This is a genomic window from Opitutia bacterium ISCC 52, assembly GCA_014529675.2.
Classification (GTDB): domain Bacteria; phylum Verrucomicrobiota; class Verrucomicrobiia; order Opitutales; family UBA2995; genus UBA2995.
In genome coordinates this window covers 4,507,637-4,520,605 of record CP076040.1, presented here as the reverse complement: position 1 = coordinate 4,520,605, position 12,969 = coordinate 4,507,637, and the positions used below count along the sequence as shown (strand labels likewise).

Annotated in this window: 10 protein-coding genes and 1 tRNA gene; 6 read left to right on the top strand and 5 right to left on the bottom strand. The window is 49.1% G+C overall.

The genetic code is table 11. The annotated features are described in order from the left end of the window. The first annotated feature begins 9 nt into the window (after positions 1–9). Positions 10–780 (top strand): 3-ketoacyl-ACP reductase, encoded by a 771-nt coding sequence (locus GA003_19525; protein QXD28162.1) that lies wholly within the window; start codon positions 10–12, stop codon positions 778–780. Between the two features lie 157 nt (positions 781–937). Here GA003_19525 and GA003_19520 read toward each other — a convergent pair whose 3' ends face one another. Beyond that, the gene (locus tag GA003_19520; GenBank protein ID QXD28161.1) at positions 938–2,497 is read right to left on the bottom strand and encodes a sulfatase; all 1,560 of its coding nucleotides are present in this window, start codon (positions 2,495–2,497) and stop codon (positions 938–940) included. A 114-nt stretch (positions 2,498–2,611) separates the two neighbouring features. On the opposite strand from GA003_19520, the gene GA003_19515 reads away from it, so the two are divergent. Both GA003_19515 and GA003_19510 read left to right on the top strand, forming a co-directional pair. After that, positions 2,612–3,709 carry an IS110 family transposase gene (locus tag GA003_19515; GenBank protein QXD28160.1) on the top strand — a complete coding sequence of 366 codons (1,098 nt, stop codon included), beginning with the start codon at positions 2,612–2,614 and terminating at the stop codon, positions 3,707–3,709. A gap of 431 nt (positions 3,710–4,140) precedes the next feature. Beyond that, positions 4,141–5,904 (top strand): sulfatase-like hydrolase/transferase, encoded by a 1,764-nt coding sequence (locus tag GA003_19510; GenBank protein QXD28159.1) that lies wholly within the window; start codon positions 4,141–4,143, stop codon positions 5,902–5,904. On the opposite strand, the gene GA003_19505 is transcribed toward GA003_19510, so the two are convergent. Then, positions 5,899–6,891 (bottom strand): 6-bladed beta-propeller, encoded by a 993-nt coding sequence (locus tag GA003_19505; protein QXD28158.1) that lies wholly within the window; start codon positions 6,889–6,891, stop codon positions 5,899–5,901. The genes GA003_19510 and GA003_19505 overlap by 6 nt on opposite strands. A 106-nt stretch (positions 6,892–6,997) precedes the next feature. On the opposite strand from GA003_19505, the gene GA003_19500 reads away from it, so the two are divergent. Beyond that, a complete protein-coding gene (locus GA003_19500) occupies positions 6,998–8,593 on the top strand; it encodes an arylsulfatase (protein ID QXD28157.1) in 1,596 nt (531 codons plus the stop codon). An 11-nt stretch (positions 8,594–8,604) separates the two neighbouring features. Here the strand turns inward: GA003_19500 and GA003_19495 are convergent, their stop codons facing one another. Both GA003_19495 and GA003_19490 read right to left on the bottom strand, forming a co-directional pair. Continuing rightward, positions 8,605–9,159, bottom strand: coding sequence for an anion permease (locus GA003_19495; GenBank protein QXD28156.1), 555 nt, complete (start codon positions 9,157–9,159; stop codon positions 8,605–8,607). Positions 9,160–9,258: 99 nt separating this feature from the next. Next, positions 9,259–10,476, bottom strand: a complete 1,218-nt coding sequence (locus GA003_19490) for an SLC13 family permease (protein ID QXD28155.1) — start codon at positions 10,474–10,476, stop codon at positions 9,259–9,261. Positions 10,477–10,589: 113 nt separating this feature from the next. Here GA003_19490 and GA003_19485 point away from each other — a divergent pair. Continuing rightward, a tRNA-Ile gene (locus tag GA003_19485) sits at positions 10,590–10,666 on the top strand. A 29-nt stretch (positions 10,667–10,695) separates the two neighbouring features. Here the strand turns inward: GA003_19485 and GA003_19480 are convergent. Beyond that, positions 10,696–11,694, bottom strand: coding sequence for a glycosyltransferase family 47 protein (locus GA003_19480; GenBank protein ID QXD28154.1), 999 nt, complete (start codon positions 11,692–11,694; stop codon positions 10,696–10,698). Between the two features lie 276 nt (positions 11,695–11,970). On the opposite strand from GA003_19480, the gene GA003_19475 reads away from it, so the two are divergent. Beyond that, positions 11,971–12,927: a GTP cyclohydrolase I FolE2 gene (locus GA003_19475; protein QXD28153.1), complete on the top strand. Its 957-nt coding sequence runs from the start codon at positions 11,971–11,973 to the stop codon at positions 12,925–12,927. Positions 12,928–12,969: the final 42 nt, after the last annotated feature.

Sequence of the window (12,969 nt, the reverse complement as noted above, 5' to 3'; positions counted from 1 at the left end):
CATAAAAAAATGAAAACTGCGATTGTAACAGGAGGTTCAAGAGGAATCGGGTTTGGCATAGCGTCCAAATTGGCTGACGAAGGTTGGAATGTGGTCATAAACGGCATGCGCCCTGAAGAGGGTGTATCGGAAGCCATGGATGCCTTGAAGGCCAAGGGCGTGGAAGTTGCCTATGCCCGTGGAGATGTAGGTTCAGCTGAAGGCCGGGCACACATCGTGGATGTGGGACGCAAGCTGGCGGGAGGATCTGTAAACCTTCTCGTTAACAATGCAGGTATTGGTTCGCCGGGCCGCCTGGACTTATTCGAGGCCAAAGAGGAGAACTTTGACTTGGTTCTGGGAACGAATCTTCGAGGACCTTTCTTCCTGAGTCAGGCGGTAGCCAACGACATGGTGAAAGCCAAGGAAGCTGACGACTCTTTCCAAGGTGCCATCGTCAACATCACCTCGATTTCATCTACGGTGGTTTCCACTAACCGTTTGGATTACTGCATCGCTAAAGCAGGTCTAAGTATGATGACTCAGGGTTTTGCCGCTCGCTTGGGTGAGTATGACATTCCAGTTTACGAAGTTCGCCCGGGTGTCATCAAAACCGACATGACCGCTGGCGTAACCGACAAGTACGACAAGTTGATAGAGGATGGTCTCTGCGTTACCAAACGCTGGGGTTACCCGGAAGACATTGGTAAAGCGGTAGCCGCTCTTTCACGAGGTGACTTCCCCTACTCGACCGGTCAAGTGATCATGGTCGATGGGGCGTTGACCATGCCGCGGTTGTAAGATCTAAGCCGGTTGTTTTGATAGGACGTATATCGGCAGCAAGCTACCTCCTACAGTTGAGTTTCGTTTCGCCCTCTGTAGGAGGTAGCTTGCTGCCGAATGGGTCAGAGTTAAAGGAGTTGTTACTCAAGATCTTTTGGAGATCACATAGCCGCGATTACCGGGCAACGCCTGTCTCTTCCCACCATCCGTTTGGAGGTGACCAATCCGGTTCGAGTACTTCTGCGTGTTGTTTCTCGAGAGTAGGTTTGTCTACCAGGCGCGTTTGTCGCCGTTCAGCTTCAAAAAGTTGACTGCTGAAATTGGGATTGGGAGCAGGAAACTTCGCATCTACTTCCTCGGTCCAGGCGAGTAGCTTGTCCAGAAGTTCTTTTTCCAAGTCGGGGTAGTTGCCTGCCAAATCAACATGTTCACCTGGATCATTCTCCAGGTGGTAGAGTTCGATGCGGCGATCTTCGTGGTAGAAAATCAACTTCCAGAATCCTTCCCGAATGATGGTGGAAGGATCTCCTCGCTGATTGCTGTAGTGGGGGTAGTGCCAAAACAATGGACGTTCTTCGATTCCTTCTCCATTTAAAAGCGGCATAAGGCTTACTCCATCCATGTGCTGTTCCGGCATGAGTGGGATACCCGCCAAATCCAGTAGTGTAGGGAAAAAGTCGGTACCGGTAACCGGTGTGTCGATGGTCAAACCATTGACCGGGCTTCCGGGCCACTTGATGAAATAGGGCTCACGAATGCCACCTTCCCACTGGCGGCCCTTGCCGCCTCTATAAGGCAGGTTGGAAGTTGCCTTTCCGTCGCCAGCAGAAACGCCACCGTTATCGGAGGTAAATACGACGATCGTATTCTCGGCCAATCCCAGTTCGTCGAGTGTGTCGAGCACCTGCCCGACGGCTGAGTCCATCGCTTCGACCATGCCGCCGTATATGGGATGATCCTGGACCTGGCGAACCGGTGAAGTGCGATCGATCAGGAAGCGCTCCGTAGGTTTCGGTTGGGTTAAGGCTTTCACACGATATTTTTCCCAGAGCTCCTTAGTGGTTTGAAGAGGTCCATGCACCATGTAAAAGGAGAGATAGGCCAGAAAGGGTTCGTCCTTGTGTTCGCGGATGAACTGTTCGGTTTCATCTGCTAATCGAAAGGGCAGATATTCACCGACGGGACCGCTTTCCATGCGTGGGTTTGTGTAGGGCGAAAAGAATCCACCGGGAGGTGAGCCCCGATGATGACCACCGATATTTATATCGAATCCATGATCATCTGGATGGGATCCCTCTTTGCCTAAGTGCCATTTGCCAGCAAAGAAGGTGGTGTAACCGGCAGCTTTAAATGCCTCTGCCAATGTTGTGTCATTGTGGTCCAGGTTGTGGTTATAGATGGCTGGGAGCATGGGGGTGTTCCGTTTCCACTCCTCACCCATGGCGGCACCAATCCATTCGGTGATGTCGATGCGTGCCGGGTATTTACCGGTCATGATGCTGGCGCGTGACGGGCTGCACACTTGGCAGGTGGCGTAGCCGTTGGTGAACCGCACACCTTCGTTGGCAATGCGATCAATATTGGGACTCTCGTAAAAGGTGCTACCCTCAACGCTGAGGTCTCGTTTGCCCAAATCGTCGGCGAGAATGAAGAGAACGTTCGGTTGATCCTTATTTTGGCCGAATGAGAATGCCCCGAGGGAAATGAATAGAAAGAAGAAGCTTAGTAGTTTCATAGAGTAATAGGGGGATGAGTGAATTCGTAAATGAACGGACTATCAAGAGGGATTTATTTGTAGATGACATGGGAGCGTTGTCAGGGGCCGTTGATTGGCGATCCTGATAAGTGTATGAAAACTATAACAACAACTCCCACATCATCTGACAATAACGCTAGCTTCCTTGGCGAAGTAATCAAGCTCGGTATCGACGTGCACAAAGACAAGTATGTGGTCGTTCAGAAGATCGACAGTTCTGTGCCTGAACGCTCGCGCAGTTTTAAACCTGATCAGTTTCTCATTTGGTTAGAAGCTTTGAAAGCACGTTGCCAGAGTCTCTACAGTTGCTACGAAGCTGGAGCGTTTGGCTATGTGCTGCACCGCAAACTCGAAGCGCTCGGAGTGATCAATCATGTGATCTGCCCGATCAATTGGGATGAACACCACAAAGGAGTAAAGACCGATGGCCGCGATGCCACTCAGATGGCCTTAGCGCTGGACGGTTATCTGCGTGGCAATGACCGCAGCTTCAGCGTGGTAAGAGTTCCTAGCGAACAGGAAGAACAACTACGCAGTATAACGCGTCAGCGCCAATGCCTGATCAAGGAGCGCAGTCGCAACACCAACCGTGGACGCAGCCATGCTCTTTACTACGGAGTCTCACTAAAAGGGATCTGGTGGGCACCGAAGAAGTGGGAGGGGTTAACACACACTCTGAGCACTCATCTGGTAAAACTCCTCCAGCCCATACGTGCCATTATCCTGGTGATCAACGAACAGATCCAGCAGGTGGCACAGCAACTCCAGGAAATGGAAACAACCGCTCTTCCCCAAGGCATGGGAACGGTACTGTTCCAGCAAACCGAACGCGAAGTGGGCGACTGGAGACGCTTTGATACGCGCAAGCAAGTCGGTGGCTACACGGGACTGTGCCCGAGTGAAAGCACCAGTGCCAACCGACGTATGCAAGGATCCATTACCAAACACGGCAACCCGCGGCTACGCCACATGCTTATCGAATGCACCTGGCTGCTGATCCGTTGGAACGGTGACTACCGAGGGGTGCAAAAGTGGCGAGAGCAACTACTTAACGCCAAACTGACCCGGTCCAGTAAAAAGAAAATCGTCGTGGCCATCGCCCGGCAGTTTGCCGTGGACTGGTGGCGAGTCAGAACCGGTCGGGTAAAACCCGAGGATATCGGACTAAGCATGAAACTCCTCCAATCCTAAGAACACCTATGTGAAGCTTTAGAACTAACAGAAGATTATTTGCGCAGTGTGCCCGCTAACCTCCTTGTCCCAATCAAGAGACGCTTTTTGTAGATGGGGCAGCTTCACTTCTTCAGCAAAAGATGACGCTAGTATAAGTCATAGTGTGATCCCTAAACAGGACACGGATAGCAGGTTTTACCGGTCATCAACTCATGACCAGGACCGCTGAGAAGACGCAAACAATTAAATACCAACCCATTAAACACAAACCATTGAATGTAACAAACAATACAGTCATCTCGTCCTTGACAATTTATCCCATAGCAGGAGGTAGCTTGCTGCCGGTCTCAGACACCAAATAAGTTCGATTCGGCAGCAAGCTACCTCCTACTGAGACAGAGCGAATGTCCTCTTGCCACCCTTTCACTCCTTTCTATCCTTCCATTCCTATGCTCAGAAAAGTTCTTACTCTAAGTCTTCTTTCACTGATTCCTTTTGCCGCTTTTGCTGCCGATTCGCCTCCCAACATCGTCATCATTATGACCGACGACCAAGGTTGGGGTGACCTCAGTGTGCATGGGAATACCAACCTCAGTACGCCCAATATTGACCGTCTTTCCGAGGCCGGTGCGTCCTTTGATCGATTTTATGTGTGTCCGGTGTGTTCGCCAACCCGAGCGGAGTTTTTGACTGGGCGCTACAGCCCTCGCAGTGGTGTCTTCTCCACCAGTTCTGGTGGGGAACGGATGGATCTGGATGAAGAGACAATCGCTGAAGTTTTTAAGGCTGGTGGTTACGCGACGGGCATGTTCGGAAAATGGCACAATGGCATGCAGCATCCTTACCACCCCAATAGTCGCGGATTTGAGGAGTTCTACGGATTTTGTTCTGGGCACTGGGGTCACTACTTTGATTTTCCACTGGAGCACAACGGGGAGATTGTCCGTGGTGATGGATTCGTCATCGATGACCTGACGACCCGCGCCATGGATTACATGGAGGAGCAGGTGAAGGCCGAGAAGCCATTTTTTACTTACCTGGCTTACAACACCCCGCATTCACCGATGCAGGTACCGGAAAAGTTCTGGGAGAAGTTCGATGGCTACGATTACCCGATGAAAAACCGGGAACCAAATAAGGAGGATCCTCAGCACATCCGTGCGGCGCTCGCTATGTGTGAGAATATCGATTGGAATGTAGGTCGTCTGGTAGATAAGCTCGAAGAGCTGGATGCGACTGATAACACCATTTTCATTTATTTCTGTGACAACGGCCCGAATGGCGTTCGCTGGAACGGCGGCATGAAAGGCCGCAAAGGTTCCACGGATGAAGGCGGAGTGCGCTCTCCCCTGTTCTTTAAATGGCCTGCGAAGATTGAGGCAGGTAAGCAGGTTAAATCGATCAGCTCTGTCACTGATCTGTTGCCCACTCTCGCCAGCATGGCGGGCATCGACTATACACCGGCTAAGCCGCTGGACGGCTTGGACATTTCCTCTGCTTTGCTTGGCGATTACGCGCCCGCACCTGACCGCATGATCTTTACCCACTGGCGCGACAAGATCTCCGTGCGCACCCAACGATTTCGTTTAGATAATCTCGGAGAGTTATATGATATCGTTGCGGATCCGGAGCAACGGACACCTGTAACAGAGCAGTATTCTAATATTACAAAGCGACTGCGTGAGGCCGCTGCCGAGTGGAAGGACGATGTGGTTTCGCAAATTGGCGAAGAAGAACGGCCGTTTGTGATTTGTCATCCGGATGCTCCGATGACGCAGCTGCCGGCGCGTGATGGCATAGAGCACGGCACTATTATTCGCTCCAACCGGTATCCGAATAGCTCCTATTTCCTTAACTGGACGGATGAAGGAGACTCGATTACGTGGGATGTGGAGGTATTGACGGCTGGCACCTACGAAGTGGAGCTTTACTACACCTGCCCGGAAAAAGATGTGGGATCGACCATCGAGCTTCGCATGGGTGACTCGGTCTTAAAGGCAAAAATCACCGAAGGCTGGGATCCACCGATTATCGGGGCCGCTGAAGATAAAGTCGTTCGCCAAGAGTCTTACGAAAAAGATTTTAAACCGGTTGTGATCGGAAAAATTGACCTGCCGAAGGGCGACGGTGTGATCAGTCTGACCGCCCCGGAGATACCTGGGGAGCAGGCGCTGGAGTTCAGGCTGCTGACCTTGCGGCCAGTCGACTCATAGGCGCTTTAAAAACGAGACGCGGCCGGTCTGGTTCCAGTCCTGAACGTAGAGATTGCCGTCCTTGTCGTAGGTGAGACCGTGTGGTGCGGTAAAGATACCTTCTGCAATGTCTGGTAGCGGTGTTCTAAATGCCGCCCATTGTGCTTCGTCGGGATTATCGCCTAAAAAGGCAACGGGCACGCCTTCTTTGTTTACAATAGTCACGCGGCCTTGGAGCTCAGCAACGGCAACGTAATCGCCATAAATGTCGATTGAACATGGACGGCGCAGGAACTGAGCGTGAATTCCAATGAGATTTCCATCGAGATCGTAGTGTTTGAGGCGACGGTTTTCACGATCAGCAACTAAAAGGCGTGGCGTTTCGTAGCGATAATCAACCGTCACACCATGGGAGGTCTTGGTGTCTTCAAGGCCTTCGCCTTTGCTGCCAAAGGTTTTAAGAAGTTTACCCTTGGGGCTGAAAATGTGGATGAGATTGGATCCGTAGCCTACTACCGCATAAATGCGGCCGTCAGGACCTACAGTCACTCCCGTTAAGCCTTTTAAGGTTTCGGGGATGGGTTGTTTGTCCGTGCTTCCGATTTCCATCACCAGTTTTCCTTGGAGGTCTAGCTTGATGATACGTTCCATCGCCTTGTGCGCGGCATAGAGGTATTCCACGCCATATTCCTCGTGGATTTCCAACGAGTGGGAACCGGAGTATTCTTCACCCAGGCTTCTCAGGAATTTGCCTCCGGATGAAAATACGGCAATGCCTCGCTCCTTGTCCGTCGTGACATAGACGTTTCCGTTTTTGTCGACTGCAACTCCTCCATGGGTAGAGCCCATTTCATTTCCGTCAGAAAAAGACTGCCAGTGCGTGTTGATTTCGAAACGATGCTGGCCATTGCCGGTGACGACTTTGTGTCCTTTGGCAAACGACAACGTGGTGACACCGAGGAGACCGATTGACAGAAATAGTTTTGAGACGAAGAGGCATTTATTCATGAGAAAAGGTGATTAGGTTTAGGGGGCATGAAAAAGAACTCACGGAATATTTCAACAGACAATCATCCCTCTTGATGAAATTGCATTCCTCTTGTTTTTTATAGCTATGCTCAAAAGGTGCCTGCTTCCCCTATCGGTAATTCTTACTCTCCTCTCCTTTAACCTAAATGGTGAAACACGGCCGAATATAGTTCTGGTGCTTGCGGACGATATGGGTTTTTCGGATGCAGGCTGTTATGGAGGAGAGATTCAAACGCCAACGCTGGATAGCTTGGCGGAGAATGGGTTACGATTTTCGCAAATGTATTCCACCGGGCGTTGCTGGCCATCCCGTGCGGTTTTGATGACAGGCTATTATGCCCAACAAGTGGGTATGGATCCGAGGAGAGGTAAGGAATGGCCGAGTTGGAGCCGGTTGCTTCCGTTACGCTTAAAGGAAGCGGGTTATCGCAACTATCATTCTGGCAAGTGGCATCTCAAGGGCATGCCGGCAGATCCAGCCGTGAGCGGTTTTGACCGATCCTATTATCTGGGAGACCAGGATCGGTTTTTTAGTCCAAAAAGGGTCTGGGTGGACGACGAGCAGCAGCCAGCAATTGAACGTGATACGGGCTTCTACTCCACCGTGGCCAAAGCTGATTACGCGATTGAATTTCTGAAAGACCATGCTGCTGACACCGCTGATCAGCCCTTTTTTCTCTACCTGGCATTCTTCGCGCCCCACTTTCCGCTTCACGCGCTTCTGGAGGATATCGAGAAATATAAGGATGCTTATTTAACAGGCTGGGATGTGGTCAGGAAGGAGCGGTGGTCTCGGTTGACCTCTATGGGTTTGGTTGATTCCGGATTGGCTGAGCGAAGGGAGGACATTTTTCCACCTTGGAACCTTTCTGAAGAGGACCTGGTTTCTCAAATCCATCCGGGTGAAGTCGCCTACGCCCTTCCCTGGGAGGATTTGACCGATGAGCAACAACGTTTCCAGGCGACCAAGATGGCGATCCATGCCGCCATGATTGATCGCATGGATCAGGAGATTGGACGAGTGATGGCCCAGGTGAAACACATGGGAGAATCGGACAACACGGTATTTATCTTTTTATCCGACAATGGCGCCAGTGGAGAAATGATGAACCGCGGTGACAGGCACGATCCAGCTGCTCCATTGGGATCGGCAGGTTCCTATCTTGGACTTGGTCCTGGTTGGTCAACAGCTGCGAACACCCCTTTTTCCTTCCACAAACACTGGAATCATGAAGGTGGCATTTCATCACCCATGGTTGTCAGTTGGCCTAAGGGCATCCAGGCACGTGGAGAGCTCCGCCACACACCAGCGCATTTCATCGATCTTTATCCCACTATTTTGGACCTCGCAGGAGCTCAGGCTCCTACTCCAGTAAAGGGACCTTTCCTACCTGGACGAAGTTTGGTGCCTATTTTTCAAGAGCAGGCTGAATGGTCTGATCGATTTATATTTTGGGCTCATTCCGGAAACCGGGCCGTTCGTCAGGGGAATTGGAAGGCGGTAACACGACGAGACAATGAGGAACGGTGGGAGCTCTATAACATGGCCAATGATCGGGCTGAGTTACATGATTTGGCTACTAAGCAGCAAGGGAAGCTACATGAATTGTCTTCAGTATGGAAAAGTCTGAGTGATCAGTTTGCCAGTGACTTTGAGACAGGTAGTCACATGAAGGACTAAGCACTCCCTATTTAGCTTGGGCTTCCAAAAGGAAACAACCATGGGATAGCCAAGGTGGCAACCATCCAAAGAATCACGTTCAGCAATAGGCCCACCTTCGGGAAGTCACTGAATTTGTAGCCTCCAGCGCCGTAGACGTAAGTGTTCGTTTGATAACCGATTGGCGTAGCAAAACAGGCACTTGCTCCAAACATGACGGCAACAACCAAAGGCTTGGCATCCAAGTCCATTTGATTTGCCATCTGCACAACCAATGGAGTTAGCAGGACGGCGGTGGCGTTGTTGGATATTAACTCTGTGATAATTACCGTCATTAGATAAATTATGGATATTATGACCATTGGATGTAAGTCCCCTACTACATTGAGGACACCTTCAGCAATCAGCTTCGCGCCGCCCGTCTCCTCAACGGCAAACCCAATAGCTAACATCCCAAATATAAGAAACAGAATTTTCCAATCGATTGCTTGGTAAGCATCTTCAGGTGATAGGCATCCGCACATTATTACTAAGACGGCGGCAAGTAATGCCAGTGCTGCAATTGGCATTACTTTGAATGCTGCCATTACTACAACCAACACAAGAACAGCAATGGCAATGGGGGCACGTCTCTGGCGAAACTTCCTCTGTTTCGATTCGGTCAAACTGACGAAATCCTTTTCTTCCTACAGGCGATTAATTCCCTCCGCTGGCCCTTCAACTAAAAGGGTGTCACCAAACGCGAGTTTGAGCTTTTGAAAATTGGCCTGCAGGTTTTCTCCTTGGCGATGAACGGCAAGTATGATGGCGCCGTACTTTTGGCGGAAATTCATTTGAGAGATTGATTTTCCAATCATGGAGGAGTGAGGTCCAATAATCCCTTCTAGTATCCGAGCTTCGCGGAGTTCGAGGTTCACCAATCCAAGGTCGGCCTCATCATTCGCTGGAAATTCAATCCCTTTGAGCTCTTTCAAATTTTGCACGTGGGAAGAATGAACTTTTAGAAGCAGCCGATCCCCTTTCGCTAGATCTAATTTGTCCAGACCTTCCATGAGACGTTCCCCTTTTCGTTGAATCTCAATGATGCGGACTTCCTTCATCTTGGCCAGTGAGGTATCAGGGACCATTTTGCCAATGAGGACTGAATCTTCGCCAATTACCGCTGCCAATAAGTACTCCCGGGATTCGCTCAAATCCAGAATGGACGCCAATGTTTCGCGTTTTGGAAGCAGGTGTCTTCCCACCAGGAGCAAGTATAACAAACCCGCGAAGGCATAAAGAATGCCTAGTTTGCTGAATTCGAACAAGCCGAATGGGGCCATTCCAAATTGCTGAGTCATACCGTCTATTAGCAAATTCGTAGAAGAGCCAATCAACGTGCAGGTTCCTCCAAGTATACCTGCGAATGACAATGGAATGAGGAGACGAGAGGCTTTGAGGTCCGTGGTTCTAGCGAGTCCGATAATGAGGGGCAGGAAAATAACCACCACGGGGGTGTTGTTTACGAATGCTGACAGACCCGCTGCCATGATCATTAAAACAATAAGGGCTCGAATCTCGTTCTGACCGGCTAACTTGATAAACACCTGGCCTAGCTGATCGATTACTCCGGTTTTCTCCAGAGCGCTACTCAGAACAAACATCGCTCCTATGGTCAGAGGAGCCGGATTACTGAATACCTTCAGCATGTCAGTTGGACCCAATATGCCCGTCACAACTACAGCGAATAAACCGGACATCGCTATAATATCGGGAGTCGCCCAATCCTTCATAAAGGCGATAAAAACGCCCAATAAAACCAGCCCTACAATGAGCAGCTCTATAGCCTCTTTATTCAAAGTCTCCATACGCTGTATCGCTTCCTTCCACCATTCATCAGGCTTTAAGGAGTGATCCTCGAACAACCCCAATATTGATAAATTTCACTGAGTACCACCAGAGTTTTCTTATACCCAAATATTAGACAGCGTAGGATTGACTAGCGATACTGCATTCGTTCCAATGCTCGCTCTTTTTTGGGCCTTTAGCTCAGTTGGTTAGAGCAAACGACTCATAATCGTTTGGTCCTCGGTTCAAGTCCGAGAGGGCCCACCATTCTATGAGATGAAAGAATACAATCGGTTTTAGATCCTGTTGATCCGATTGTAGAGAACCGCTTTGTAGAAGGCCGTTTTAAAGGATACCAGCCTATTTAGCCTGGTAATGAGTATGATAAGTGGAGACACATTCGGCGGCGTGGTCAGTGACAAGGTCATTTGGTCCAACGCACTTCTTAAAGTCTTTGGAAGACACTCATCGGCGAAATAGTTTTCGTAAATGGTTCGAGCGTTTCGGCCCATTTCCAAACTGTCTTCTTTATGCTCCTCCAATATATGGTGAAGTTCAGATAGACGCTTCTCTTTAATGCGTAAGGAGCAAGAGTCCCAGTCCACGAAAGAAGGTTTGACCCACTCATCGGAAATGATGACTGGAGCTACTCCAAAACGCATCGAATCAAACAATCGCATAGATGAAGGACCACGTCCCCTGGGGCAGATGCTAAAGTGACTCTTTCGAATCATGTTCACATATCGCTTTTGGGCGGTTTCGGAATCCAGATCGTCGTTCTCTTCAAAGTGATGATAGTCCTTTGTAACTGTAATATCCATATTGGGATAACTCCCGAACAATTTTACAAGGCGAAGACGGATGATGTGAGATGGGTATCCCAGAAACGTGGCAAGAAAGTCTTTCTGGGAAATGGCTTCATCATTGGAGATTTGAATCTGTTGATTGGGAAATCGTCGATTTAACCAAGGATAATGCCAACCATCAATAAAACGGCCGATTCTGCATGAACTAAGCCCACTTGAATAGAGGCCAGGCAAAATCTCGATGGGTTGGTCACATTCGGTGACGATGATAGACTTTTCGGGATATTCAGATACCACTTTTAGTTTATGAACTAGGCCAAATTGATAGGGCTCCGAAAAGTCTGTAATCAAAATCCAGTCTGCTTCTTCTGGATCGTCGCAAGCAACTAGGTACTCTGATTGAGAGCCAACCGATTGGATATAGTAATCCTTTTCATCCTCAATATTTGGGTCGACGTTAATAAAATGGAGTTTTAGAGGCTTGGGCACCCTTTGATTACCCATCATTTATTGCATTGTGCTCTCGTTTGTCGAATAGAGAATGCGGTCCCTCTTCAATTAATAAAATTTTCTTACTTTATATATACTCATCTAATGAACCTAGAGTTTCGTCCTCGATTATTAAGACTTGGATGATTGAAACGAAGATCTTGTGGCAACGATTTGATGATATTGGGATTGAAGTAAATCCATTGACCTAACTGGTTTTAACTCGCAAGGTTTCCGGCTAATTTTCGACCAAGCCCAGTAAAGCCTAAGACATTTATGAGTAATCCTTTTCCAGATTCCCACTCGAAACCAAGTCGTGACTATGACGAAACGTTTCAGTCGAGTGAGGAGTACCGGGAATCTTTGCCGGATATACAGAATGCCCACTCTGATTATATCTCGGGTGCAAAGGTGGCGATCAACCAGGTTGGTATATCCAACTTTAAATTGCCGCTGAATTTTAGAACCAAGGATGGCGGAGTGATAAATTTGGAAACGAGTGTCACGGGCACCGTTTCTTTGGCTAAGGACAATAAGGGTATTAATATGTCCCGTATTCTCCGAGTCTTTTATGAGTTCAAAGACGACGTGTTCAGTTGGAATGAAATTGAGAAGATCCTTCGTACCTATCTGGATCGTCTGAGCAGCCAGGATGCTCGGTTAAAACTGTTTTTCAACTACCCCATCTCTCAAACCAGTTTACGAAGTGAGCTGGCTGGATTTCAGTATTACCAGGTAATGATGGAAGGAGTGATGAGTGCTGACGGTCACTTTCATCGAAACCTACAAGTAGACTTCGTTTATTCCTCCGCTTGTCCCTGTTCAGATATGCTTTCAGAGCATGCTCGTGAAGAGCGAGGCACTTACGGAATTCCTCATTCCCAAAGAAGCAAGGCTCGCATATTGGCTGAGCTTGCTGAGGGTGTGGATCTCCCTATCGAAGATTTGGTTTCGCATTGTGCAAATGCCCTGAAGACCGAGACGCAAGTTATGGTGCGTCGAGAAGATGAGCAGGCTTTTGCAGAGCTCAACGGTGCCTACATAAAATTTGTAGAAGATGCCGCACGACTCGTCTATGAAGGACTCGATACGGTGGAAGAGATTGTCGATTTTCAGGTATCGATTGCACACCTTGAATCCCTGCATTCACACGATGCAGTCGCCGTAATAACCAAGGGAATTCCCAATGGGTTCCGCGGCGATTTCGAAGACTTTCGGAATCTTATCTGCTAGAAATAATTCTTTGGAAAAGGATATGATCCTTTTCTCACAAGA

Excerpts from the sequence above, each read along its gene's own strand:
- GA003_19510 (QXD28159.1), top strand. The coding sequence starts at position 4,141 with ATGCTCAGAAAAGTTCTTACTCTAAGTCTTCTTTCACTGATTCCTTTT.
- GA003_19475 (QXD28153.1), top strand. The coding sequence starts at position 11,971 with ATGAGTAATCCTTTTCCAGATTCCCACTCGAAACCAAGTCGTGACTAT.
- GA003_19515 (QXD28160.1), top strand. The coding sequence starts at position 2,612 with ATGAAAACTATAACAACAACTCCCACATCATCTGACAATAACGCTAGC.
- GA003_19505 (QXD28158.1), bottom strand. The coding sequence starts at position 6,891 with ATGAATAAATGCCTCTTCGTCTCAAAACTATTTCTGTCAATCGGTCTC.
- GA003_19500 (QXD28157.1), top strand. The coding sequence starts at position 6,998 with ATGCTCAAAAGGTGCCTGCTTCCCCTATCGGTAATTCTTACTCTCCTC.
- GA003_19495 (QXD28156.1), bottom strand. The coding sequence starts at position 9,159 with ATGGCAGCATTCAAAGTAATGCCAATTGCAGCACTGGCATTACTTGCC.
- GA003_19520 (QXD28161.1), bottom strand. The coding sequence starts at position 2,497 with ATGAAACTACTAAGCTTCTTCTTTCTATTCATTTCCCTCGGGGCATTC.
- GA003_19525 (QXD28162.1), top strand. The coding sequence starts at position 10 with ATGAAAACTGCGATTGTAACAGGAGGTTCAAGAGGAATCGGGTTTGGC.